The organism is Undibacterium sp. WLHG33, from assembly GCF_049544815.1.
Taxonomy (GTDB): Bacteria; Pseudomonadota; Gammaproteobacteria; order Burkholderiales; family Burkholderiaceae_D; genus Undibacterium.
This window is the reverse complement of the sequence record NZ_CP186697.1, coordinates 2891000-2916467: the sequence shown is the minus strand read 5'-3', so window position 1 is coordinate 2916467 and position 25468 is coordinate 2891000. Positions and strand designations below refer to the sequence as shown.

Sequence of the window (25468 nt, the reverse complement as noted above, 5' to 3'; positions counted from 1 at the left end):
TCTGGCACGCCTTATGATGAAACCCGAACTCTCAGTGGTCATTCCTGTTTATAACGAGGAAGCAGGCCTCGCCAAGTTGTTCAGCCGCCTTTATCCCGCTCTCGATACGCTGGCGGCGCGCGGCGTCAGCTATGAAATTGTCTTCGTCAACGATGGCAGCCGCGACAATACCGCGGCGATTTTATCCAACCAGTTCCGCCTTCGCCCCGACGTCACACGCGTCGTACTGTTCAATGGTAATTACGGTCAACACATGGCGATTCTGGCTGGCTTTGAAGCCACTCGTGGCGAGATTGTGGTCACGCTCGATGCTGACTTACAAAATCCTCCGGAAGAAATCGGCGCACTGGTCGACAAAATGCGCGAAGGTTATGACTATGTAGGATCGATACGACGCAAGCGTCAGGATTCTGCCTGGCGAACCTATGCGTCAAAAGCGATGAACCACCTGCGCGAAAAAATCACCCGCATCAAAATCACCGATCAGGGCAATATGCTGCGTGCCTACGGTCGGAACGTGATTGATCTGATTAATCAGTGCGGCGAAGTCAACACCTTCGTACCTGCGCTGGCCTACACGTTTTCACGCAAACCAACAGAAATCGTGGTGGAGCATGAGGAGCGCGCTGCGGGTGAATCCAAATACTCGCTATACAGTCTGATACGTCTGAATTTCGACCTGATGACTGGCTTTTCCATCATGCCTTTGCAGATATTCTCCATGCTTGGGATGATGTTGTCGCTGCTTTCCGGCGGTTTAGTTGCTTTGCTGCTGATACGCCGTTTCGTTTTCGGCGCGGAAGCCGAAGGGCTGTTCACCCTTTTCGCCATCGCTTTTTTCCTGATGGGTGTGATTCTGTTTGGCATAGGCTTGCTTGGCGAATACATCGGGCGCATTTATCAGCAAGTACGAGGTCGCCCGCGTTACGTGGTGCAAACGATTTTGCAAGATCTGTCTGCTAGTGCAGCGAAGGAAAACTGACATGAGTTCCCAGCCCACTGCCGTCGTCTTTGCCTACCACAACGTCGGTGTACGCAGCATTAAAACCCTGCTCGCCCGCGGCGTACATATCGCTCTGGTCGTCACGCACGAAGATAATCCGGCAGAAACGATCTGGTTTGAATCCGTCGCCGCTTTATGCCAGGAACACGGCATCGAAAGCATCACGCCTGCAGATCCTAAATCCGCCGACCTGGCGCAACGTATCGCTACGATAGCGCCTGACTTCATTTTCAGCTTTTATTATCGCCACATGTTGCCATTGGATCTGCTCGCGCTGGCCAAACGCGGCGCCTACAATCTGCACGGTTCTTTATTGCCGAAATACCGTGGACGTGTCCCGGTTAACTGGGCGGTCCTGCATGGCGAAACGGAAACTGGCGCCACCTTGCATGAAATGGCGGCCAAACCGGATGCCGGCAAAATTATTGCGCAGACAGCCGTGCCCATCCTCCCGGATGACACTGCCTATGAAGTGTTCGGAAAATTAACTGTCGCTGCTGAGCAGACACTCTGGTATGCGCTGCCTGGTCTGATCAGTGGCGAATATAAAGCATTAGAAAACAAACTCAGCGAAGGCAGTTATTTCGGTGGCCGCAAACCTGAAGATGGCCGGATAGACTGGTCGCAGTCGGCACAACAGGTATATAACCTGCACCGGGCCGTAGCACCACCTTATCCGGGGGCATTTTTCGAGCAGTCAGGGCATCATTTCATTATTCAAAAAGCACGTTTAACCAATTTACCGACCGGAAATTTGCCGACAGGCTTGCATGTAGTAGATAATGTCGCCCTTGGCGTATGCGGCGATGGCAAAGCCTTACGTATAATTGAATTGCACTGCGACGGAAAGCCGATTCAGGTCAACGAACTGAAGCAATTGACAGGCGTTGTTTGAAGGTAATCAGGTAACGTTATCCGGCATAGCTCCCAACATTTACATTTAAGAAGAACTCACCATGAAAAAAGTCCTCATTCTCGGCGTGAACGGTTTTATCGGTCACCATCTGTCCAAACGTATTCTCGAAACGACAGACTGGGAAGTCTACGGCATGGATATGCAAACCGAGCGTCTGGGCGACCTGATCAATCATCCACGCATGCATTTTTTTGAAGGCGATATCACCATCAATAAAGAATGGGTTGAATATCACGTGAAGAAGTGCGATGTGATTCTGCCGCTGGTTGCGATCGCCACACCATCGACTTACGTCAAACAACCGCTGCGCGTGTTTGAACTGGACTTTGAAGCCAACCTGCCTATCGTGCGTTCTGCTGCAAAATACGGCAAACATCTGGTCTTCCCTTCGACTTCCGAAGTGTACGGCATGTGCCATGATGAAGAATTTGATCCGGAAGCGTCTGAACTGATCTGCGGCCCGATCAACAAACCTCGCTGGATATACTCCTGCGCGAAACAACTGATGGATCGCGTGATCTGGGGCTACGGCATGGAAGGCCTGAATTTCACTTTATTCCGTCCGTTTAACTGGATCGGTGCTGGCCTGGACAATATCCACACACCAAAAGAAGGCAGCTCACGTGTGGTAACACAATTCTTTGGTCATATTGTTCGCGGCGAAAATATCTCGCTGGTCGATGGTGGTGCGCAAAAACGCGCGTTCACTTATATCGATGATGGTATTGATGCTCTGATGCGCATCATCGACAATAAAAATGGTGTCGCTTCCGGCAAAATTTACAACATCGGCAATCCGGGCAATAACTACTCTATCCGTGAACTCGCCAACATGATGCTGGCGCTTGCTGCTGAGTATCCTGAATATGCTGAAACAGCGAAAAAAGTACAACTGACAGAAACCACATCCGGCGCTTACTATGGTGCAGGCTATCAGGACGTACAGAATCGTGTGCCAAAGATCACCAATACTTGTGAAGAATTGGGCTGGGCGCCGACAACCGGAATGAAAGACACGATGCGCAATATTTTTGATGCTTATCGTTCGCAGGTCGCTGAAGCTCGCTCCCTGATGGACTGATCCGGGTCAGTATGCCGAATATTGTTCTCAAAATCGACGTTGATACCTTTCGCGGCACCAGAGAAGGTGTACCAAATCTGGTGCGGATACTCAAGCAACATCAGGCCGGAGCAACTTTTCTGTTTTCGCTTGGAAAAGATCATACCGGCTGGGCCTTGCGGCGAGTATTTCGCCCCGGTTTTTTTCAAAAGGTTTCCCGTACTTCGGTCGTCGAACATTACGGCATCAAGACTCTGATGTATGGCGTGTTTCTTCCTGCGCCCGACATCGGTAGCTGCACGACAGAAATGCGCGCGGTTGCTGATGCCGGCTTTGAATGCGGCATTCACACCTGGGATCACGTCGTCTGGCACGACAATGTCCGGCAGCGAGGCAAGGACTGGACGTGCGGACAGATGCAACGAGCACAGCAAAAGTTTCAGCAAATTTTCGGCCATCAGCCTGCAACACATGGAGCAGCTGGCTGGCAAATGAACGAACATGCATTTACCCAGCTTGATCAGTTTGGAATGCAATACGCGTCTGATGGCCGCGCCATGTTGACTGACGATGGCAGCCTTGCCAATCCAGAAGCAGGCCCTTACCGGTTAAAAGTAGGTAATGAGGTAAAGTCATGCATACAAATGCCGACTACCCTGCCTACTCTCGACGAACTACTGGGGCGGACAGTCAACGGACAGGAACTGACTACCTCAACAATTGCAGCACATATACTGGATCTGACAAAAAAGCCCAGAGACCATGTATTTACCCTGCATGCAGAACTTGAAGGGCAAAAACTTGCCCCCATATTCGAGCAACTGCTGACGGGCTGGCATAAGCAAGGTTATCGTTGCATATCCATGGCTGATTATTTTGACGCTATCAAAGATAAAAATTTGCCGACACATCCTCTTTCATGGGCCAGTTTGCCCGGAAGGTCCGGAGAACTTGTTGCCCTGATCTAGCCTGTCAGCAACAACTTCGCCACCACTAACCAAGGAGATTACAGTGGCTGACATGCTTTCCGCTTTAAATTGCCAGGTGCCAGAATTTTCTGCTGCAATGACAGGCAGCAAGGAATTTCATCTGAGTAATTACAAGGGTAAAAATCTGGTGATTTATTTTTACCCGAAAGACAATACTCCGGGATGCACAACTGAAAGTCTTGCTTTCCGCGATTTATATCCACAATTTGAGTCTGCAAACACAGAAATTTTTGGTATCAGCCGCGATAGCCTGCGTTCGCACGAAGGGTTCAAAAAGAAACTCGATCTGCCATTTGAGCTGATATCCGATCCGGACGAAACACTATGCCTGTTGTTTAACGTGATGAAAATGAAAAACATGTACGGCAAACAGGTTCGTGGCATAGAACGCAGTACATTTGTGATTGACGCCACGGGTAAATTAGTGAAAGAATGGAGAGGTGTCAAAGTAGCAGGTCACGTTAATGAAGTACTCGAATTCGTGAGCGCCAAAACTTAATTGAACTCTACCAATTTTCTTTACTCAGAAGCCGCCATGGGCAGAACCGGTAATCAGCCGGGATCGCCACAGCGGCTTTTTGATTTTACAGCTCTCACTTTTTGATTGAGGTATTCATGCCATTACCAAAAATGCCGACTAAACCCGCAGCGTTATTATCGCCAAAAGACTATCCGAAAGCGGAGACAGGCAAGCCTGGCAAAGCGGTAAAAGTCGCTCGTACTGAAAAAAACAAAGTGTCTGAAGATAAATCGCCTGCTGCAAAAAAAACGCAGACCGCCGTTGGTAGCACAAAAATTTCTCGCTCAACACAAAAGACGGCCGCAACTAAAGCACCCCGCACATCTGTGCAGGCAGCGGAGAAGATCGCTGCTCCGGCAGCGACGACGACAGTCACCGAAACAAAAATTCCGGATATCCGCGTTAAATCCAGCATCAGCCGTGCCGCCGATAAATCGGGCATCATCAAGCTGTTCGTGCTCGACACGAATGTCCTGATGCATGATCCTACCTCTTTATTCCGTTTTGAAGAGCACGATATCTATCTGCCCATGATCACGCTGGAAGAGCTTGACGATCATAAAAAAGGCATGTCTGAAGTGGCGCGCAACGCACGCCAGATCTCCCGCTCACTCGACGCGCTGGTCAGTGACATCGATCATCAAGATATAGAAAAAGGCATTCCGTTATCGAAATTAGGCAATAAAGAAGCAAAGGGGCATCTGTATTTCCAGACCAAGCTGCAAGTCGGTGAGTTACCGCGCGGCCTGCCCCAAGGAAAAGCGGACAACCAGATTCTGGGCGTTGTGCAGGCGCTGGAACAGGAATTTCCGGGACGCCCTGTCGTGCTGGTGTCAAAAGACATCAATATGCGCATCAAAGCCCGCGCGCTCGGCTTGCCAGCGGAAGACTACTTCAATGACCATGTCATGGAAGACAGCGATTTGCTGTACTCCGGTATTGTTCAGTTACCTGATGACTTCTGGAATAAACACGGCAAAGGCATAGAAACCTGGCAAGAGAATAGAAACGGACTCAGCACTACGTTTTACCGAATCACAGGCCCGGTGATTCCGTCTTTACTGGTTAACCAGTTTGTTTATCTTGAACCGAATAATGGTGAAGCTTCATTTTACGGGCAAGTAAAACAGATTAATGGCAAAACTGCCGTATTGCAGACGCTGCGCGACTACGGTCACGTTAAAAACAGTGTCTGGGGCATCACTTCGCGTAATCGTGAACAGAATTTTGCCCTGAATCTGTTGATGGATCCGGAATGTGATTTCGTCACGCTGCTGGGCCAGGCCGGCACTGGCAAAACTTTACTCGCGCTCGCTGCCGGTCTGGCGCAGGTATTGGAAACCAAAACCTACAACGAAATCATTGTCACCCGTGTCACCGTGCCAGTTGGCGAAGACATCGGTTTCCTGCCAGGTACAGAGGAAGAAAAAATGTCGCCATGGATGGGCGCGTTTGACGACAATCTCGAAGTATTGAATAAGTCAGACAATGATGCCGGCGACTGGGGACGTGCTGCCACGCAGGATCTGATTCGTTCAAAGATCAAGATCAAATCACTGAATTTCATGCGCGGTCGTACCTTCGTCAATAAATTCCTGATTATCGACGAAGCGCAAAATCTGACACCGAAACAGGTAAAAACTCTGGTGACACGAGCTGGCCCAGGCACAAAGATCATCTGTCTTGGAAATATCGCGCAGATTGACACACCATATCTGACCGAAGGCTCCAGCGGTCTGACCTATGTCGTTGATCGTTTCAAAGGATGGTCACACAGTGGTCACGTGACTTTAGCCCGCGGCGAACGTTCACGTCTGGCAGATCACGCCAGTGAGATCCTGTAAATAAGGAATTACCGGTTTTTTAAAAGCGCTGCTATGGCAGCGCTTTTTTTATGTCCAGCAATTATTTTTTACCTGAGATAAACTATTGACTAAGCAATGATTATTTATTGAAATGACAGACGAAAAATCCTCCTTGCAGTTTGATGTAAGCCACGTTGAAGACAGCGTGGGTTATCTGATCGCAAGAACCAGAACGATGTTATCCCGCGCCGCTGATGGCGCTTTGCGTTCGCGCGGCATCACCCATTCACAAGCCAGTGTTTTTTTAATGCTGGGGCTAGGAAAATGCCATACCGCGGCAGACCTGTCGCGTGATTTATTTATCGACTCTGCTGCAATGAAAAGGACGCTGGACAAGCTGGAATCAAAGGGGTTTCTGCGCAGAACACCAGACCAGGCAGATAAACGCCTGTTTAAACTCGAACTGACCGAGAGCGGAAAGGAAATGGCGGCTCAACTGCCGCCGATTTACAAAGAAGTTCTAAACATCGGCTTTACAGGATTTACGGAAGAAGAACTCGGATTCCTGAAGTGCCTGCTGCGCAAAGCCCTCGCGAACCGACCGTTATTAGACGCAATAAAGTAATCATTGCATAGTCAATTAAATTTATCAGCAGCCATACCAACTGTGAACACCCAAACCAAATGAAACCTCCTGAGATAAAAAAGATGAACAGCAAGCATATTGCTTATCATGCAATTGCTGCCGGAGTGCTGGCACTACTTTCCGCATGTGTCAGCTTTGACGGCATACAAAGTCAATCGCAACTCAAGTCAATTGCTGGTGAAGCAAATTCCGGCATATTTGCGCAACAGCAAGGCTTGTGGCCTGCGAGTGACTGGGGAGTTGCGATTGGCGGCAAAGAATTGCAGTCCCTGATTGACGCAGGCTTGAGTAACAATCCGTCCCTGCAAGTAGCAAGCGCGCGTATCAATGCAGCGCGGGCGGTGACTGCGGCCGTCGGCGCAAATTCGCTGCCGACTGTCAACGCGAGTCTGGACAGCACTTATCAGCGTTTTACCGAGAATGGGCTGATTCCGAGACCGCTGGCCGGTAGTTACGAAAGCAATAATCAGCTCGCACTGAATGCCAGCTATGAACTTGATTTCTGGGGCAAACACAGCGCAGAAATGCGCACCGCAGTCTCGCAGGAAAAAGTCGCTGAAGCGGAAAAACAAAGTGCCCGCCTGCTGCTGAGCAGCGCGATTGCCCGCGCCTGGTTACAACTGGCACGTCAATATCAGCAACTCGCGCTGAGCGAACAACAGCTTGCCGTGCGCGAAAAAATCGATCAGCTGACATTGCAAAGACTGAAAGCAGGATTAGAGACAAAATCCGAACTACAACAAAGCTTATTGCAAATCTCCGGCATCAAAAACGAAATCACCGGCTGGAAAGAAGCTATCGCATTGACCCGCAATCAACTCGCCGCCTTGCTGGGTGCAGGACCAGAGCGCGGACAGCAGATTCCGGTACCGCGTTTTCAGGAAAACATGGCGATTGCAGCGCCGGCCAATCTGCCACTGGAATTAATTTCAAGAAGACCGGATATCGTTGCCGCGCGTTGGCGCGTCGAAGCTGGTCAGAGCGAGATTGATCTGGCAAAAAATCAGTTTTATCCGAACATCAATATCGTTGGCTTTGCCGGTTTATCCAGCCTGGGTTTAGATAATTTCATCAAGAGCGGGAGCAGTATCGTTGGCGTCGGCCCGGCAATCCGTCTGCCGATTTTCGAAGGCGGCCGTCTGCGTGCGCAATTAAAAAATAAAGTGGCGGGGTATGACGTCGCGGTTGCGACCTACAATCAGAGTCTGACGGATGCACTGCATGAAGTCGCAGATCAGTTGCAGATTCTGCAAACCAACGAAGCCCAGGCCAGACAGCAAACCATCGCAGAACAGGCCGCCAGAACAGCTTTGCAACTCGCTCAGCAACGACAAAAAGCAGGAACAGCAAATATGCTTCCTGTTTTAGCCGCGGAGACGGCGCTGCTCGCACAGCAAAAATTATCAATGGACATAGCCATTCGCCGCGCTGACAGTCAGATTAATCTGATCAAAGCACTGGGTGGCGGCTATGACAGCAAAGCCAGCAACACCGCATTGGCAAATGCAACATCAGACACTTTTACAGCATCTAACAAACCGGAGGCAGCGCAATGAACGCTCCAGCACAAAACTCTAACTCCCCTGCCACTCCAGCAATCGAAGCTGCGCCTGACAAAAGCAAGCGCCGCGGTCGGCTGCTCGTTGTTACCGCTATCATCGTGATCGCTGCGATCGCTTATGGTGTATGGTGGGCGCTGGTCGCCCGTAATTTTGAACATACGGAAGATGCCTATGCCGCAGGTAATATCATCCAGGTAACACCGCAAATTGCCGGCACTGTCGTTGCGATTCATGCCGACGATACAGAACTGGTACAGGCCGGTAAACCTCTGATTGAGCTCGATAAAACAGACGCCAAAGTCGCTCTCGAACAAGCGGAAGCGCAATTGGCGCAAACGGTGCGTGAAGTAAAAGTTCTGTTCGCCAATAACGCCAGCCTGCAGGCCAATATCGACGTGCGTAGCACTGAGGTTGAACGGGCGAAGGCCGATCTGGCGCGTCGTCAGACATTACTCAGCTCCGGGGCAATTTCCGCCGAAGAACTGGAACATGCTAAAAATGCGCTGAAGACAGCAGAAGCAGCATTACAAGCGACGCGCGAACAGTTAAGCTCAAACCGCGCGCTGACAGAAAATACGACCATCACTCAGCACCCGAATGTGCTGCGTGCTGCGACTAAAGTCCGCGAAGCGATGCTGACATATCACCGAAGCACGTTGCCAGCTCCCGTCAGTGGTTATATCGCGAAGCGCGCCGTACAGGTCGGGCAGCGAGTCAATGCGGGAGCGCCATTATTATCCATCGTTCCGCTGAATTCGCTGTGGGTCGATGCGAACTTTAAAGAAGTACAGTTAGCTCACATGCGCACAGGTCAGGATGTCACCTTACATTCAGATCTGTACGGCAGCGATGTCGAATACCACGGCAAAGTTATCGGCTTGTCCGCTGGCACAGGTTCTGCGTTTGCATTACTGCCAGCGCAGAATGCAACAGGCAACTGGATTAAAGTCGTGCAACGTGTTCCTGTGCGCATCTCTCTCGATCCTAAAGAATTAGAGGCACATCCACTGCGAATCGGCGTTTCTATGCAGGTGCAGGTGAATATCTCTCAGCAAAAAGGCGCACCGGTCGCAGCAAGCGCGGCAGCCCGCGCAACGCCAGCGTATCAAACGGCTGTATTTGAACAAAACGGCAAAGATGTCGAGCAACGCATTACTTCGATCATCAATGCAAATTTATCGGCCGCAAATTCGGCTAACAATACGGCCAACACCAAGGCAAAGTAATGAGTACAGCATCCCGCGCAGCTCACGTCGCACATCCGCCGCTGAAAGGTGCCCAACTGGCAATGGGCACACTTGCACTGTCTCTGGCGGTGTTCATGAATGTGCTTGATTCGTCGATTGCCAACGTATCAATTCCGGCCATTTCAGGCAACCTTGGCGTCTCGCCGCAACAAGGTACCTGGGTGATCACTTCCTTCGCTGTCGCTAATGCAATCTCGGTTCCGTTAACGGGCTGGCTGACCACGCAGTTCGGGCAGGTCAGATTGTTTATGGCATCCATCCTGTTATTCGTTCTGTCGTCCTGGCTGTGCGGTATCGCACCGAATATCGAAATACTGATCGCGGCGCGTATTTTGCAGGGTGCGGTTGCTGGCCCGATGATTCCGCTGTCACAATCCTTGCTGTTATCGAGTTACACCCCGGCCAAGAGTTCAATGGCACTTGCACTATGGGGCATGACAACCCTGGTTGCGCCGATTATGGGGCCTCTGCTTGGCGGCTGGATTTCAGATAATTACACCTGGCCGTGGATTTTCTATATCAACATTCCAGTCGGGCTGTTTACTGCATGGGCGACATGGTCGATTTATCACAAACGCGAATCAACCATCAGGGCGTTACCGATTGATAAGGTTGGCCTGTTTCTGCTGGTGATCTGGGTCGGCGCTTTACAACTGATGCTGGATAAGGGCAAGGAACTCGATTGGTTCAATTCGGGCGAAATTATTTTGCTGACGGTGATCGCGGTAGTCGGGCTGATTTATTTCATTATCTGGGAAAATGGGCAGGATCATCCTGTTGTTGATTTGTCTTTGTTCAAGGGAAGAAATTTCTCCGCAGGTGTCATTGCGATTTCCGTGGGCTATGGTTTGTTTTTCGGCAGTCTGGTCATTATGCCGCTGTGGCTACAGACCCAATTGTCTTATACCGCGACTGAAGCAGGAAAAGTAATGGCACCGGTGGGTATTTTCGCGATTCTGTTATCACCGGTTATCGGGAAAATTTTACCGAAAGTAGATGCCCGCAAAGTGGCATCGCTTGCGTTTCTCGGATTTGCACTGGTATTTTTTCTGCGGGCGCGCTTCAACACCGAAGTTGATACCATGACGCTGATGATACCAACCCTGATTCAGGGTGCCGCCATGTCGATGTTTTTCATTCCGCTGACATCTATCGTCTTGTCGGGTCAGCCACCGGAAAAGATCCCTGCGGCCTCCGGCCTGTCTAATTTTGTCCGGATTATGTGCGGCGGTATGGGTGCCTCAATCATGACAACGATGTGGGACAGCCGTAGTACGATGCATCACGCGCATATCACTGAAAGCAGCGGATATGCCTCCTCCGCTTTCGTGCAAAGCATACAAGGCTTTACACAACAAGGGATGAGCGATCAGGCAGCCTACGCGGTTCTGGACAGAACCATCAGCGTGCAAGCCAGTACTATGGCTGCAACAGATATTTTTTATCTTTCCGCCTTCATGTTCCTCGGCCTGATCACACTGGTCTGGCTGACTAAACCAAAGAAATCATCAGCACCGGTCGATGCAGGTGGCGCACATTAAACCAGATACGGGTCAACTAGCGTTGGCCCGTTTTTTTATTTACGACCAGCGTTGCGCCACGCACTTCAAAACTAACCTGATCCAGCAACAGACCTTGAGGCGTCAACAAACTCAGTACATGCTTGCCTGGGACAGGAAACCAGTCATATCGCAAGGTTTTATCCTGCTGTGAAGTAGCCACAGAAATCGTTTTTAAGTGTCTCCCATCCAATACCAGTAACTGTCCCTCACCCGCGGAAATGAACCGCATGCGTTGTCGCTCTGGTGGTATGTCCGGATCGACCGCAACGATCATTCCTGACTTGGGATAGATAATTTTTGTCTGTATCTGATCTGAACGCGCCCGGACTATCTTGTCCTGTGCCGTTCCTTTTAAAAACAACTCGTTTCTGGGCGCTTCAATCCCTTCCGAAAAACTGATAAGACGCTGCTCTACACCTTCAGGTAAGCGGCGCTTCTCTGCCCCTTTGGGCCGGAAATCCTTGTGCAGGTAATGCATAATTTCCTGCCAGACTGGCGCAGCACCGGTCACGCCGGAGACGTCCCACATCGGTGCACCGGAAGCGTTGCCTACCCAGACGCCCACGGTATAACGCTCAGAAAATCCTATGCACCAGTTATCACGCATATCTTTAGAGGTACCGGTTTTCACTGCGCTCCACACACGCGTCGCAAGTGCGTTTTCTAATCCAAAAGTCATTGCCCGCGCCGCTCTGTCACTGAGAATATCACTCACAATATACGATGCTGCGGTATCCATTACCTTCACCGAAGGAGGATACAGATCAGTATTTCTGTATCGCGGAAGACTAAAATTTCCCTGGTTAGCGAGACTGCGATATGCATTTGTCAGACTCAGCAAACTCACGTCCGCGCTACCCAAGGCGAGGCTGTAACCGTAATAATCACCAGACTCGCGGAGTTGAAAACCCAGCGCTTGCAAACGTCTGAAAAACACTTCAGGTTGAACACTGATCAACATCCTGACAGCAGGAATATTCAGTGACGATGCTAATGCCGTCCGCACACTGACCAGCCCTTTGAAGTGTTTATCGTAATTCTGTGGGATATATAAACCATTGCTTGTCGTCAGATTGACCGGCGTATCATCGATTACCGAGGCTGCAGTAATCAAACGCATCTCCAGGGCCTGCTCATACAAAAACGGTTTTAAGGTAGAACCGGCCTGACGGAGTGCGACCACGCCATCAACGTGGGCTGCATCGGATAAGCTGCCGCTGGAACCCACCCATGCCAGAATATCACCACTGGCGTTATCCAGCACAACAATAGCGCCATCCTCGACATTGCGATCTACGAGGGCCGATAATTGACGGACCAGACTGTCTTTTGCATAAGCCTGTAAGCGAGCATCCAGTGTCGATGTGACACGACGTCCATCCGTCGTCAGGACTCTGCGAGCAAAATGCGGCGCGAGGTTGAATCCGTTCTGCGTCGTTGTGTAGATAGTATTCGTCGCTACGGTGGCGCCTGACTTACTGCTCAGATGAGAAAATGCCAGCGCCGTCTGTCCTTCCAGATTGGAGCAGAATTCCGCTTGTTTTTGTTCACGTAAAATATGACAGGCTCGCTCACTGACTTTACTGACGCTGGCATTCGGGCCGCGTATCAAAGCGACTGCAATTGCCGCCTCAATCTGATCCATGCCACTCGGATGCTTACCGAACATCACTCTTGCGAGCGCGTGTGTACCTACGATTTCACCGCGAAATGGCACCAGATTCAGATACGCTTCCAGAATTTGGTCTTTACGCCATTGACGTTCCAGCCATTGCGCAACAATGGCCTGTGAAATTTTCTGCGAAGCACTGCGTGCTGACGAGCGACGCCGTAAATCCTCTTCCAGCAAACCGGCCAATTGCATCGTAATGGTAGAAGCGCCACGTGTTTTTGTATTCCATAAATTCCCCCAGGCCGAGGCGGCTACCGCGTTCCAGTCAACACCGGAATGCTGATAAAAACGCTTGTCTTCAGAAGCGATCAGTGCGCTTCTGAGTGCTGGTGAAATGTCTTCCAGGCTGACCCACGCCAGTTTGCGCTCTCTGGCATCGACCCGCATCTGCTGCAAAATAGCGCCGTGCCTGTCCAACAATACTGCATCTGAGGATACATACCTGGCTTTGACTTCCTGATAACTGAGCACCGCACCGGCATTACTGCTATACAAAAGCAGTAATACCCCTATTAAATAAAAGAAACGGCGCAACATTTTTTCCGCCAGACCTGACGAGTAGTTACCGCCACGGGTATATGACCTGATACTCACTTCTATCGTCTGTATCACTTCACTATCATCAAGGCATTCGGTGACTCACCAAACATCTCCGGCGCATACATAGCCTCGACTCTGGTCGATGGCAGATGAAATTCACCTGCATTATTCAGTCTGACCGTGTAAGACATACTGAATTTACCTTTAGGAACAAACTGATAGTAACTTCTGAAACTGTCAAAACTGCGCTCTTCGTATGCCAGCCAAGCCTGTCCGGAGTTACGTTCGGTCGCAGCCGCAATTGCAGAATCACGCCCCAGACCTGAGCCCAGCAAGGTCGCCCCAGCGGGGATAGGATCGGTGGCCACCACCCACGTCATCTCGGTTTGCGCATCAATATCGATGTTGACCCGCAATATATCGCCGCGCTGATATTTTCCGGCTTGTTTTTGCTCCACAGGCGTTACCGTTTTCGTGATCCGGTAACCGCTGGAAAATGCTGTTTTCAACGGTACAGCCGCCAGACTTTGCAACTGCAACCACGGCTTGCCTTTACCATCATGTGCCGCTTTCAGGTTAGTATCAGCGGCAATTGTCTGCGGCCACGGTAACAGCTGCTTACCGCCACCATTCGCTGGCCAGTTAAAAGTTTGCGAATTCAATGCCGGATTTGCTCCCTGCTGCAAACTGATGCGGCTGGAACCGCTGACTTTTTCAGCTTCAAATTTTTTCGAAAATTTCTCCAGAGCGAGTAATCCCCAGACATTCGCTGTTGTCGTCATCCAATGCCCATGTACCTGCCTTTGCACAGTGCCATTGAGTATCTTAGGCAAATCATCACGCCACGCCGGATTGTCCATCATCGCCAGCAATAAACGATTTGCATTGACGTCGCTATTCCCCATCAGCCACCACCAGTAATCATCGCGCTCATTGGAAAAGCCCATGCGCGTACCCTGATAGTTGAGCCGGCTGCTTAAGACCTGTTCTGCTTCTTTCATTGCCACAGTCCGTTGTGGCAATGTGCTGCTTCTTTGTAGTATCAGATACCAATCCAACACGGCGCCCGTCGGCCATTGATTAGGAGTGATTTGCACTGAACCAAGCATTCTTGGTTGGACAAGGTTGTAACGGGATAAGGCTTCCAGCGCCGCCAGTTTGCGTACATCTAAATCCTTACGCGGCGACCAGAAATCGCGGGTAATTTTTCCTTCCACGAACGCTTGCAAGCCCTGCAGCATCTTATCTCTGATGGATTCCGGTATCGCGTAGCCTGCTTCCTGCGTTGCCGACAAAAGGTAGGCCGTCAGCGTATCGCTGCCCAGCCTTTGTCCACTGTCTGTTGGTGGGTAGTAATACGCCAGGCCATCAGCATCCAGATATGTAGGCAATTCATTGACGACTTTCTGCCACATTCCCGCATCACGCAAGCCGATGGCTCTGGATGTCTTTTGTTCCAGGCAGATATACGGATAGTTTTCAAAATAACGGCGTAAACCATCACTACCACTGATCAGGCTCGGCAGGAAGGAAACTGCAATGCCTCCTCGACCGGGTAAACCATCTGCCGGTTTGACCACCGGTAAACTCAAAGGCTTATCCAACTGAATCAAGGTCGCTTGCTGCACTGATACCGGTATTGCTGGAATCAGTTTTTGCACAAACTTCAGGCTATCTTTCGCGCCCTGATTAGCTGCCCCCTGCTCCTGCGCACTAAATTCCCACTGCAATTGCTGACTTTGCACATCGGCACCGAGTAGCGGCACCTCTATCAGCCAGTTCGCTTCACGTGCCTCGCCTGCCGGTATCTGTAATTCTTGTGCTGGCAATAATGCTGCGGCAGCATTGGTTTTCGCTTGCAGCATCACTTTCATCGCACGGCTTGTCGTGTTACGCACGGTCAGCATGGCGTTGTAATGATCGCCTTCACGCACCAATGGCGGTAATCCGGAAACAATCTGCAGATCCTGCGTTGCCTTGATACTGGTTGTTCCGGTACCGAACATGCCATCACCACTTTGTGCGACAGCCACAATCCGGAAACTGCTTAAAGCATCGTTGAGCGGCACATCAATTTGTGCCCGGCCATTGGCATCAAGCTTTACTGCCGGCTTCCAGAGCAACAGCGTATCAAGCAACTCTCTGGTCGGAGATTTTCCGCCGCCACCACCAGCAGCCACGGCTTTGCGCCCGTAATGGCGCTTGCCTATCACCTGCATCTGTGCAGTGGCAGTTTCAACACCATAACTGCGGCGTTGCAACAGCGCTGTCAGTACATTCCAGCTGTCGTTTGGTTGTAGTTCCAGTAAGGCCTCATCCACCGCAGCGATGGCAACTTCACCACCAGCCGCAGGCCTACCGTCAGGCAGTCTGACTTGTATGCTGACTTTCGATGTTGCCCGTATCGGATAGGCAGGTTTATCACTGCTGACGGTAACAGCTAACTGCTGAGCGGCAATACCGACATTGATTTCCGCAATGCCATATTTATACGCGGGTTTCGCCAGATCAACCGTTGCACCTGGCGCCTGATATTCACGGAATTCACTCCACCAGTTGAGTGGTTCTTTCCACCCCCAACTGAAGAAAGAATACCACGGCACTTCACGCATACGACCCCGCACTGCCAGAACGGAGACATACACGTTCGGGCCATAACTGGCTTTGATTGGCACCCTGATGGTCGGATCACGGCCATTCAATTCCACCACCATGGTGTCGATCACACCTTCGCGTTCAATCGCAACCAATGCAGTCGCTGAGCGGAAAGGCATACGCACCTGAAAGCTCGCAACCTCGCCAGCCTTATACTGTTTTTTCTCAGGTAATACATCCATGCGATCCTGATTCTCACCATCAAACCAGACCTCACCTTTGCCTGTGACCCAGAGCGAGGTTTTCGCATAAGAACTCCGCCCCTGCTGATCAGACGCTTTGACCTGTAATTCGATATTGCCGGATTCTGTCATCTCAACTTCGCAGATCAGTAATCCGCGAGCGTCTGATTTGCCTTTACACAGCTGACCTAATTCCTTGCTCGATTCTGTATTTTCGTATGCATAGAAACCACCGACAATACGACGCCGATGTGAATCGTTGTGTCTCGCAATACCTGTAATGACTAACGGCACGTCAAACACGGGCTTGCCATTGGTATCGAGTGCAATTGCAGTAAAGCGGGTTTTGTTTTTTACTGATACCCAGTCTTCATTCTTGATTCCGGCCACCACAGCAGCAGGCCATACAGGAATCACGCTACTGATCGTCTGTATTTCTCCATTCGGATCGGAATACGTCATTTCAGTCAGTAACTCCTGCGGACGCCGTATCTCAGGCAAAGCGCTCAATACTGTTTTCCCGCTGCCGTTTTTATCCAGCGTAACGGGAAGCTTATTCGCGACGATTTTTTGTTCATCTTCGTTACCGTCATTGGTATAAAAAGAGAACTGCTCGTAATCTGGGAAGTGCAGCATACGGTTACGTAACAGACTGGTCACTTGTACCGATAAGCCGGATGCGCCGCCACCGTTGAGATAATTCAATTGCAGACTCAGTGGTAACTCTTTCGGTGTAATATGCGGCCCCTTGGCCGGAATCACGCGCCCTTGCAGCAGTGGCAGACGAAACTCCTCAACACGAAAACCACCGGTGTAATACGTCTGATCACTATATCGGTAATCCTCGTTGCCACCTTCATCATTGGTCGTAGCCAGTTTAACGTTCCCTTTATCAAGGATAATGTCATAGCGACCTAATTTTGCCTGCGCAGGAATGGTGAAGGTATTCTCAGCTGCATTTCGACCTCTCCAGACAACTGGGAACTGAAATTCCTGATTACTTCCCTGATGCACAATCCGCAAACGATTTGGCAATTGTTCTGTTTTGACTAAAGCCAGACCATGCATGGTCTCTGCACGGATCAAATGCTTCATGGATACTGTTTCACCGGCACGAAATAAACTGCGGTCCAATACTGTGTGTGCTTTTACCGATGTGGCAGAATTGAGATCTGTTGGCAAATTGAAGCGATAGGATTCAATTCCGTTATTCCACGACGATAATACGAAAGCCATATCAGCGCGGCCTTTCTCATCCGTTTTACGTGCACTGACAAAATAGCCATTAATTTTTAACTCGCTGCGCTTTCCTTCGCTGTCAACCTCATTGTTTTTACACCCACTGAGTGGCTTTGCGAGCATTGCGATGCCATTGACATCGGACCGCCCTTTCCAGACTGAACGACCGTAACAATCAGAAATCTGTATATCTGCATTTGCCACTGGTTTACCGTTGTCGAGTCGGGTGACCCAGACCGCGGCATTTTCCCTTCCGGATTTCAGATGTACGGCCAAATTGGTCACCAAGGCACTGGTACGTACAAACATCGGTGCTGGCTTTCCGAGCAACGCAGCGCCCAGTCTTTGCGACTCGAGCTCAAGCACATAAAAACCCGGCGCTTTGAACGGTATACCGACGACCTCAAATGGGCGCACATTGTCAGTTTTCATTGCCGGTAATTCCAGCTTGCTTGCTTTTGCTTCTTTACTCAACAAGCCTATGCTGCGGGTTTCTATCAATTGATTATTGTTACTGACCGTCGATTCATGGTATCGATTCAGCTTACTCAACCATTCAATAATCGCGGTATCTTCATCGACTTTCAAATTTGCCAGTTGACCTGGGGCGACTTTACCATTCGCCGAACGTGCCACTAATGACGACTCAACGTTTCTCAGGGTCACAGGCAGGGTCGCATCAGCATTGAGCTCAACGATGCCAAACGGTGCTGCGGGAAATTTCACCAACGGCGGAAAATCAGCCGTCATCAGTTTGTACGGAAACTGTCCCGCATTCGACAAATTACGACCGCTATCGTCTTTAAGTCCGGACGGTAACTCAATGCTGAGTTCAGATTTTTCTGCGAAAGGTGGTTTAAAACTGAGATAAGCGATCAGATCTTCACCATTCTCTTTGGGCAATTCAGGTTTTACAGATCCTTTGGCACTTTTTAGCAGGATTTTTTCAGCAAACTTGCGCGGTATGCCGGAACTGAAATTCATCCGTATCGGCAAAATCGGCGTACAAGCAGCATTGGCATTTTCACGCTCACAAGAAACACTCGCAGTGAATGCCGGGCGCACTTTAAACTGGAAGCTTTGTGCACGCGTAGAGACGATACCGTTGGTGCTGACAATTCCCTTATCCCAGACAATTTTCACTCCGGCTTCAGCGGGAAATTTTTGCTGGCATTGAATAGTCGAAATTTTATTGGCATCCGCTTTCTGGGCAAACTCTTTGAGCAGCAGATGACGTGTCTCGCCAGTCACGAATTTAACCGGAACCCGCTCGTGTATGCCCTCAATTTCGCAGTACACATGTTGGCGCAGACTAGCCTCAGTGGCTGCTCCCGACTGATGGAGAATGAAAATCTGGTCTTCTTCAATATCCGACTGTGCATACGGATTGGTGCGTACCACTGCCGGCCCACCGGTATTGAATTGAAAACCGGTTTTACCTGTCAGCCCCGCTCCCGACTTCGTTTTAAACTCAGTCTTCAGCGTAAATGAACACTGGCTACCGACCGGCAAATCCTGGTTGAAATCATAAACCCAGTTACGCTCATCGGCCCAACGACCACTGCCACTGACGGCTTCGCCACTGCATTTGATGTTAAATGGCTCCCCGGCTTTCGGGTCACCGAAGGCTACGGCGGCTTCTGAGAAAGTTGCTCTGACCTGCCTGATCTGAGCGACTTCACCTTGCGGCGTAAAACGCGTTATCGTTGCTGCTTCAGCAACCGGCAGATTGCCGATGGCGAACAAAGTGGCAAACGCGCATATTGATTTGATCAGGCCAGCCATCTTTTTATCTCCAGTCGCCACGCAATTGTTTTACTTTTGCCTGCAGCACCAGCGGCGTTACTTCTGATGCCGCCATTTCTTCACCAACCACTAATTCCAGTTTTGAGAATGGCCCGCGCCGGAACGCACGCTCAAAAGGATTGCCTTTGTCTCGCGTGAAAAAACTGCCCCACAATCCTCGTAAGGCCATCGGATAAACCGGTACCGGCGAGCGCTCCAGAATTTTCATAATTCCGCCTTTGAACTCATTCATATCGCCGGTATGCGTCAGCTTGCCCTCAGGGAAAATACAAACTAATTCCCCTTCATGCAGTGCCTGTGCGATATCGATATAAGCCTTTTCCATCAGCCATGGGTCCTCTTTTGCCGGTGCGATCGGTATCGCTTTCGCCGTACGGAATATCCATGACAAAAACGGAATTTTAAAAATTCTGTGATCCATCACAAAGCGTATCGGACGCGGACTGGAGGCCCCGATCACAATCGCATCCATATAAGACACGTGATTACAGACCAGCACCGCACCGCCTTCAAGCGGAATCCTGTCGGTATTGACGGTTTTGACTCTGTGCACGGTCTGGATCAGCAACCATGCGATAAAACGCATCAGGAACTCCGGCACCAGACTGAATATATAAATGGCGACAAGCGCATTCAGAACAGCGGTTACCAAGAAAATCTGCGGGATCGTATATCCCTTTCTGAGCAGCAGCATGGCCGAGAGTGATGCAACGACCATGAAAAGGGCATTCAGAATATTCATGCCGGCAATCGTTCTCGACAGATGTTTCGGGTCGCAGCGGGTCTGAATTAAGGCAAACAAGGGGACGATATAAAAACCACCGAAGATCCCAATCATGACGATATCAAACAGAATATGCAGACTGCCGGTCTGCTTGAGGAACTGCAAAAAATCGACGCCGGAGGTATTGATGTAAGCAACGCTGGATAAATATAGATCAAAACCAAACACCGATAAACCGATAGCGCCAAACGGCACCAGACCAATTTCAACTTTATGACCGGAGAGCTTTTCACATAATAAGGAACCAGCGCCTATCCCGAACGAAAAAAAAGTCAGTAACAGCACGAAAACACTATGGTCGCCATGCAGATAATTTTTGGCATACGAAGGAAATTGCGCGAGCAATATAGCGCCGTAAAACCAGAACCAGGAATTACCCAGCAATGAAAGGAATACCGGTCGGTTCTGCTTGCTGAAACTGATATTACGCACCGTTTCGGTGACAGCGTTCCAGTTAATCTTTAACTCCGGTTCCGGTGCTGGCGAATACGGAATTTTCAAACTCGAGATATAACCGATGATCGCGACAATCACAGCACCCGCAGCAACCAGCTCTATCCCCCAAGGTTTGTTGACAACCAGCATCGCGCCCAGTATTTCTCCCAACAAAATACCGACAAACGTTCCCATTTCTATCAGGCCATTACCGCCGACCAGCTCGTCAGTTTGCAGGTGCTGTGGTAAATACGCATATTTAACCGGACCAAACAAAGTTGAATGTATGCCCATACCGGCCACTGCCGCAATCAGCACCCACAGATTGTGGCTCATCCAGCCAAACGCTGCGATCAGCATGATAATGATTTCGAGCAACTTGATTTTCCGCGCCATGCTGCCTTTTTCAAACTTATCGGCAAACTGCCCCGATGTCGCAGAAAACAAGACAAATGGCAGGATGAATAAACCAGGGATCAGATTATTCAGCAAATCAATATCCGTATTCGCCCAGTTCAACGCGTCGTAGGTCAATATCGTCAACAGCGCTATTTTGAAAAAATTATCATTAAATGCACCAAAGAATTGCGTCCAGAAAAATGGTGCAAAACGTCGTTGGGTAAGCAGCGCGAACTGACTATGTTGGCTCATAAAGTTGCTCGTTAAAATTGACGAAAATGAAGATTAAGATTGTAACTTACAGGATTGCAATTTAAGTAAGAATCTGTAAGCACAGTAGTCATGGCATGACATATACGTATCATGCCGTCTGAAAGCAGATCCCACGCAGATAGCTGGCAGAGACCCGACATACCGTCAGACGACTGGCACGCAATTTACGATTGAAAAAAAGCGATCGCTTTTTCGACAGTCAGAACGCGGCAAGAGGATTGTGTTGCGATCTGCAATGCCATTTCCAGTTGCTCCGGAGTTGTGCCCCACGGTCCCGGATTGCTCCTGACTTCATGAGAATAAAAAATCAGCCAGCCACCCTCATTCGCAGTTTGCTGTATCAGTTGTAATACGGTATCCGCGTCTGTCTTGTCCGCATACAAAGCCTGCGCGCGTAAAGCATATAAATCGGCTTTTCCTATGTGTGTGCCCCCACCGGTGATGCGGTTATACAGGAATCGTTCTGAAGCAGCTATTTTGCTGGGCAAATCATAAGCACCAAATGGGAAAGCAAAGCCGCTGCTTGGCAAATGGTGTTCTTCAAAAAATGCCTGATTCCGCTGCCAGTCTTGTCGTAGCGCAGAAAGAGAGTGATTGGCACAATTCATGTGCGAATAAGTATGGCAGCCGATTTCATGTCCGTTCGCAACCAGTTTCTGCAAATCTTTGACGCTGTGGCAGGTTTGCCCCTGCTCTGTACCGTCAGTTAATTGACCGCAGACGTAAAAACTGCCACGTGCCTGATAGCGCTCGAGAATTTCTGCACCGGCATGGCAAGCACTGGCCGGTACATCATCAAATGAAAAACTGACGACACCTTGTTGCTTGCTTAAATTGATCCAGCGCCCGGCGAGATGGCGTGCGGCAAAGCGGCTGGCTTTTTTATACAGGGACATCATTCGCGTATCGGTTCTGTGGCGCTCAAAGATTGTTGATAACGCTGCAAACCCAATCGTGCAGCGCTGCCGGGTAGATTTTCAAATGTATATTCTAAGCCCAAGCGGACAACGGCCTGCCTGAGTTTGATGTCATCGGCAGCTCTGTCCGTTTTTTCGTAAAAGCTGTCGAATAACAGCCGGAAACCGCGTTCAAACTGGTAACTCGCGCCGATACCGATGCGCTGTAATTTCTCTTTGCGGGACGAATTATTGTCGGGTCTGACTAATCTGGGAATGAGTTCCTGATCACTATTCTGCAGCAAGGCTGAAAAATTGACGTTTGTTTTATCCGACCACTTCCATAACGCATCAACGCGGGCGCCTTTGCTGACCACATACAGAATAGATGGATCAACGATCGTAAATGGTCTGTCGAACAGCTGCAAATCCAGCCTTAGCATCGTTGAATAATGATAAGTGCCACGCCAGATCGCATTAAATAAGCGGGTATCACGTTCATTCAGAACATCATAGCGGCGACGTATCAGCCCCAGATGAGCGCTGGTGATAGTCTTGATGCTATAGCGCCACTCACCATCCAGATACAACTCCGTTTCTTTGTATTTTTTATCCAGATCCCGCACTTGCTCTGGCGTTCTGTCGGTAAAACGGGTCTCAGATAAACGCGTCCCCGCCTCGATACTGGAACCCGTTGGAGACATAAAACGCAAACCTAGTTGCTGACCGCGTTCGTCAAAGTTATATAACTGGTTCAGGTCCAAATCGTAGTTCAGCGCATTCCGAAACAGGCTCGCACTAAGCATCCAGTCGTCATCTGGTTTTATTCTGACGTCGGCACCGGCACGGCGCGTATGCGCGATATCCCGCTCCGTCAGGCTGCCATTGATGTACTGAAATAAGCGTTGATCCTTACCCGCATACACCCTGCCACTAAGGGATTGCCCCGCCTGCCAATCGAAAACAGCATCAGCCGCACCGGGTTGATGGTCAAGCTGGCGGTATTCCTTGTAATGTCGATTGCCGAGAGAGCCGCTGAGAGTCAGGCGCGTCTGATCAGATAGCAAAGGGATGATAGCTCCGGCGCGGATATCGCTTGCATTCACAGTCTCGGTCAGTCGCTGTATCTGTTCCCGCTTTTGCCCACCTCCGGCCTGATTGTCATAAAAGCGGAAGGGATTCGTGTCCCTAGAGAGTGACGTTTCTAATTGCAGCACCAGTTCCGTGGTCGCGAACGCAGGCCATGAGCTCAGTGCCAACAAACAAGCCATACCTGTTTTTTTGCACTTGCTATTGAACTGCGTCGCCGTCCGCTTCATAGACTCAGCAATCTCATTGCTGTTGCAGACCCTGTTCCGATAGACGGAACACGCGATCGCAACGTCCGGCAAGCCCGGCGTCATGGGTCACAATCACAAAAGCGGTACCCAATGTTCTGGATAATTCCAACATCAGTGCAAATACTTGTTGCGCGGTACCACTGTCGAGATTGCCCGTAGGTTCATCTGCCAGCACACAGGCTGGCTGAGTCACCAGCGCACGTGCCAGAGCAACCCGTTGTCGCTCGCCACCGGATAATTCACCGGGCACATGCGTGACTCTGTGCTCAAGCCCGACTTTGCTCAGCATCGCCTGCGCCTGCTGACGTGCCTCAGCACGTGGAATACGCCGAATCAGCAAGGGCATGGCGACGTTATCGAGCGCAGAAAATTCCGGCAGTAAATGATGGAACTGATATACAAAACCTAGAGAACGATTACGCATCACGCCACGCACAGATTCACTCAGATTTGCGAGATCTTCACCCAGAAGACAAACCTGACCTGTGGTCGGCGTATCGAGGCCGCCTAACAGATGCAATAACGTCGATTTACCTGAGCCAGAAGCACCGATAATCGCCACCCGTTCACCGGCATTGACGGTAAGATCAATTCCCTGCAATACCTTGACCGCTTCCGCGCCTTCATTAAAGGTTTTGCCAAGCTGGGTACAACTTAAAATCGCTTTGTCTGTGAAATTACTCATAACGCAAGGCCTCCGCCGGTTTAACGCAGGCTGCTCGCCAGCTGGGATAAATAGTTGCGGCAAATGCCAGTACAACCGCCATGCTGCTGATTTGCCAGACGTCTGCCCAACGCAGATCCGATGGCAAGGCACTGATGAAATACAAATCTTTCGGCAGGAAATTGACGCCTAACAAATGTTCGATCGCGGGCACAATCACATCAATATTCAAGGCCACCAGAACGCCGAGCGCGACACCTAAACCGGTACCGATCAGACCAACGAGTCCGCCTTGTATCATGAATATTTTCATAATCGATCCGGGCGACGCCCCCAGGGTTCGCAGAATCGCAATATCCGCCTGCTTGTCGGTAACGGTCATCACCAGCGTGGACACCAGATTAAACGCAGCGACCGCCACAATCAGCGCCAGAATAATGAACATCATCGTTTTTTCTGTTTTAACTGCAGAAAAATAGTTACGGTTCTGTTGCGACCAGTCGCGTATCAGTAAATCACCGGTCAAGGTTTGCGACAATTCCAGCGCGACCTGCGGCGCTTTTAACATATCCTTGATACGCAGACGCAAACCGGAAGGTGCAGGCAGACGGAAAAATTTCTGTGCATCTTCGATCTGCATAAATCCCATGCCTGAATCAAATTCATAATGTCCGGCATCAAAAATGCCGACCACATTAAATGCTTTCAGACGCGGCACCATGCCTGCAGGCGTCATCTGTCCTTCGGGTGCTGCCAGTGTCACCTTATCGCCAACCCTGACGTGCAGACTGCTCGCCAGCGCCGTACCCAGAATAATATTGAACTCTCCCGGCCTCAGGTCTTCCCATCTTCCGACTTTGATTTTTGTCGCCACTTCCGACACTTTAGGCTCCTGATCTGGCAATACGCCACGCAGAATCACGCCGCGCATCACATCATCGCGGATAATCATCGCCTGCCCATCAACGTAAGGCGCACTGGCGACAACAGAAGAATTTTTCTGCGCCTGCAGTGCCGTATTTTTCCAGTCCGGCATAGAACCGGCTGCGTCAAATACTTCAATATGTGACAGCACCGATAACATACGGTCGCGGACTTCTTTCTGAAATCCGTTCATCACCGACAGCACGATAATCAGCGCGGCAACACCGAGTGCAATGCCGAACATGGAGATCATGGAAATGAAAGAAATGAAGCTATTACGACCACTGCGACGTCCGGCGCGCGTGTAACGCAGACCCACTAGCCATTCAAAAGAGAGATTTTTCACTGC

Annotated in this window: 17 protein-coding genes; 10 read left to right on the top strand and 7 right to left on the bottom strand. The window is 50.2% G+C overall.

Annotated elements, in window-relative coordinates:
- Window positions 1-16: 16 nt before the first annotated feature.
- From ACOTSW_RS13240 to ACOTSW_RS13195, 10 genes are all read left to right on the top strand, one after another.
- On the top strand, window positions 17-982 hold the full coding sequence (locus ACOTSW_RS13240) for a glycosyltransferase (protein ID WP_423682326.1): 966 nt from the start codon (window positions 17-19) through the stop codon (window positions 980-982).
- 1 nt (window position 983) lies between these two features.
- A complete protein-coding gene (locus tag ACOTSW_RS13235) occupies window positions 984-1898 on the top strand; it encodes a formyltransferase (protein ID WP_423679539.1) in 915 nt (304 codons plus the stop codon).
- A gap of 61 nt (window positions 1899-1959) precedes the next feature.
- Complete coding sequence (locus ACOTSW_RS13230) at window positions 1960-3000, top strand: bifunctional UDP-4-keto-pentose/UDP-xylose synthase (RefSeq protein ID WP_423679538.1); 1041 nt, start codon at window positions 1960-1962, stop codon at window positions 2998-3000.
- Window positions 3001-3011: 11 nt separating this feature from the next.
- Window positions 3012-3947 carry a polysaccharide deacetylase family protein gene (locus tag ACOTSW_RS13225; RefSeq protein ID WP_423679537.1) on the top strand — a complete coding sequence of 312 codons (936 nt, stop codon included), beginning with the start codon at window positions 3012-3014 and terminating at the stop codon, window positions 3945-3947.
- Between the two features lie 52 nt (window positions 3948-3999).
- Window positions 4000-4467 carry a peroxiredoxin gene (locus ACOTSW_RS13220; protein ID WP_423682325.1) on the top strand — a complete coding sequence of 156 codons (468 nt, stop codon included), beginning with the start codon at window positions 4000-4002 and terminating at the stop codon, window positions 4465-4467.
- Between the two features lie 116 nt (window positions 4468-4583).
- On the top strand, window positions 4584-6332 hold the full coding sequence (locus ACOTSW_RS13215) for a PhoH family protein (RefSeq protein WP_423679536.1): 1749 nt from the start codon (window positions 4584-4586) through the stop codon (window positions 6330-6332).
- A gap of 112 nt (window positions 6333-6444) precedes the next feature.
- A complete protein-coding gene (locus ACOTSW_RS13210; RefSeq protein WP_423679535.1) occupies window positions 6445-6918 on the top strand; it encodes a MarR family winged helix-turn-helix transcriptional regulator in 474 nt (157 codons plus the stop codon).
- Between the two features lie 83 nt (window positions 6919-7001).
- Entirely contained in the window at window positions 7002-8495 is a 1494-nt protein-coding gene (locus tag ACOTSW_RS13205; RefSeq protein ID WP_423679534.1) for an efflux transporter outer membrane subunit, read from the top strand.
- Window positions 8492-9727 (top strand): HlyD family efflux transporter periplasmic adaptor subunit, encoded by a 1236-nt coding sequence (locus ACOTSW_RS13200; protein WP_423679533.1) that lies wholly within the window; start codon window positions 8492-8494, stop codon window positions 9725-9727. Before ACOTSW_RS13205 ends, ACOTSW_RS13200 begins: the two co-directional genes overlap by 4 nt.
- Window positions 9727-11289: a DHA2 family efflux MFS transporter permease subunit gene (locus tag ACOTSW_RS13195; protein ID WP_423679532.1), complete on the top strand. Its 1563-nt coding sequence runs from the start codon at window positions 9727-9729 to the stop codon at window positions 11287-11289. The genes ACOTSW_RS13200 and ACOTSW_RS13195 overlap by 1 nt, the downstream gene beginning before the upstream one ends.
- A gap of 16 nt (window positions 11290-11305) precedes the next feature.
- On the opposite strand, the gene pbpC is transcribed toward ACOTSW_RS13195, so the two are convergent.
- The 7 genes from pbpC to ACOTSW_RS13160 form a co-directional block, all read right to left on the bottom strand.
- Window positions 11306-13519, bottom strand: a complete 2214-nt coding sequence (gene pbpC / locus ACOTSW_RS13190; protein ID WP_423682323.1) for a penicillin-binding protein 1C — start codon at window positions 13517-13519, stop codon at window positions 11306-11308.
- 71 nt (window positions 13520-13590) lie between these two features.
- A complete protein-coding gene (locus ACOTSW_RS13185) occupies window positions 13591-19383 on the bottom strand; it encodes an alpha-2-macroglobulin family protein (RefSeq protein ID WP_423679531.1) in 5793 nt (1930 codons plus the stop codon).
- 4 nt (window positions 19384-19387) lie between these two features.
- Window positions 19388-21274 carry an MFS transporter gene (locus ACOTSW_RS13180; RefSeq protein WP_423679530.1) on the bottom strand — a complete coding sequence of 629 codons (1887 nt, stop codon included), beginning with the start codon at window positions 21272-21274 and terminating at the stop codon, window positions 19388-19390.
- A gap of 185 nt (window positions 21275-21459) precedes the next feature.
- Complete coding sequence (locus ACOTSW_RS13175) at window positions 21460-22191, bottom strand: polysaccharide deacetylase family protein (RefSeq protein WP_423679529.1); 732 nt, start codon at window positions 22189-22191, stop codon at window positions 21460-21462.
- Window positions 22191-23462: a hypothetical protein gene (locus tag ACOTSW_RS13170; RefSeq protein WP_423679528.1), complete on the bottom strand. Its 1272-nt coding sequence runs from the start codon at window positions 23460-23462 to the stop codon at window positions 22191-22193. The genes ACOTSW_RS13175 and ACOTSW_RS13170 overlap by 1 nt, the downstream gene beginning before the upstream one ends.
- A 61-nt stretch (window positions 23463-23523) precedes the next feature.
- Window positions 23524-24216: a lipoprotein-releasing ABC transporter ATP-binding protein LolD gene (lolD, locus tag ACOTSW_RS13165; RefSeq protein ID WP_423679527.1), complete on the bottom strand. Its 693-nt coding sequence runs from the start codon at window positions 24214-24216 to the stop codon at window positions 23524-23526.
- A complete protein-coding gene (locus ACOTSW_RS13160) occupies window positions 24209-25465 on the bottom strand; it encodes a lipoprotein-releasing ABC transporter permease subunit (RefSeq protein WP_423679526.1) in 1257 nt (418 codons plus the stop codon). Before ACOTSW_RS13160 ends, lolD begins: the two co-directional genes overlap by 8 nt.
- Window positions 25466-25468 lie beyond the last annotated feature (3 nt).

What these genes read in the sequence shown, in the direction of transcription:
- ACOTSW_RS13230 (WP_423679538.1), top strand. Translation starts at nt 1,960, where the DNA reads ATGAAAAAAGTCCTCATTCTCGGCGTGAACGGTTTTATCGGTCACCAT.
- ACOTSW_RS13195 (WP_423679532.1), top strand. Translation starts at nt 9,727, where the DNA reads ATGAGTACAGCATCCCGCGCAGCTCACGTCGCACATCCGCCGCTGAAA.
- ACOTSW_RS13210 (WP_423679535.1), top strand. Translation starts at nt 6,445, where the DNA reads ATGACAGACGAAAAATCCTCCTTGCAGTTTGATGTAAGCCACGTTGAA.
- pbpC (WP_423682323.1), bottom strand. Translation starts at nt 13,519, where the DNA reads ATGTTGCGCCGTTTCTTTTATTTAATAGGGGTATTACTGCTTTTGTAT.
- ACOTSW_RS13175 (WP_423679529.1), bottom strand. Translation starts at nt 22,191, where the DNA reads ATGTCCCTGTATAAAAAAGCCAGCCGCTTTGCCGCACGCCATCTCGCC.
- ACOTSW_RS13215 (WP_423679536.1), top strand. Translation starts at nt 4,584, where the DNA reads ATGCCATTACCAAAAATGCCGACTAAACCCGCAGCGTTATTATCGCCA.
- lolD (WP_423679527.1), bottom strand. Translation starts at nt 24,216, where the DNA reads ATGAGTAATTTCACAGACAAAGCGATTTTAAGTTGTACCCAGCTTGGC.
- ACOTSW_RS13225 (WP_423679537.1), top strand. Translation starts at nt 3,012, where the DNA reads ATGCCGAATATTGTTCTCAAAATCGACGTTGATACCTTTCGCGGCACC.
- ACOTSW_RS13240 (WP_423682326.1), top strand. Translation starts at nt 17, where the DNA reads ATGAAACCCGAACTCTCAGTGGTCATTCCTGTTTATAACGAGGAAGCA.
- ACOTSW_RS13235 (WP_423679539.1), top strand. Translation starts at nt 984, where the DNA reads ATGAGTTCCCAGCCCACTGCCGTCGTCTTTGCCTACCACAACGTCGGT.
- ACOTSW_RS13180 (WP_423679530.1), bottom strand. Translation starts at nt 21,274, where the DNA reads ATGAGCCAACATAGTCAGTTCGCGCTGCTTACCCAACGACGTTTTGCA.
- ACOTSW_RS13220 (WP_423682325.1), top strand. Translation starts at nt 4,000, where the DNA reads ATGCTTTCCGCTTTAAATTGCCAGGTGCCAGAATTTTCTGCTGCAATG.
- ACOTSW_RS13200 (WP_423679533.1), top strand. Translation starts at nt 8,492, where the DNA reads ATGAACGCTCCAGCACAAAACTCTAACTCCCCTGCCACTCCAGCAATC.
- ACOTSW_RS13205 (WP_423679534.1), top strand. Translation starts at nt 7,002, where the DNA reads ATGAACAGCAAGCATATTGCTTATCATGCAATTGCTGCCGGAGTGCTG.
- ACOTSW_RS13170 (WP_423679528.1), bottom strand. Translation starts at nt 23,462, where the DNA reads ATGGCTTGTTTGTTGGCACTGAGCTCATGGCCTGCGTTCGCGACCACG.
- ACOTSW_RS13185 (WP_423679531.1), bottom strand. Translation starts at nt 19,383, where the DNA reads ATGGCTGGCCTGATCAAATCAATATGCGCGTTTGCCACTTTGTTCGCC.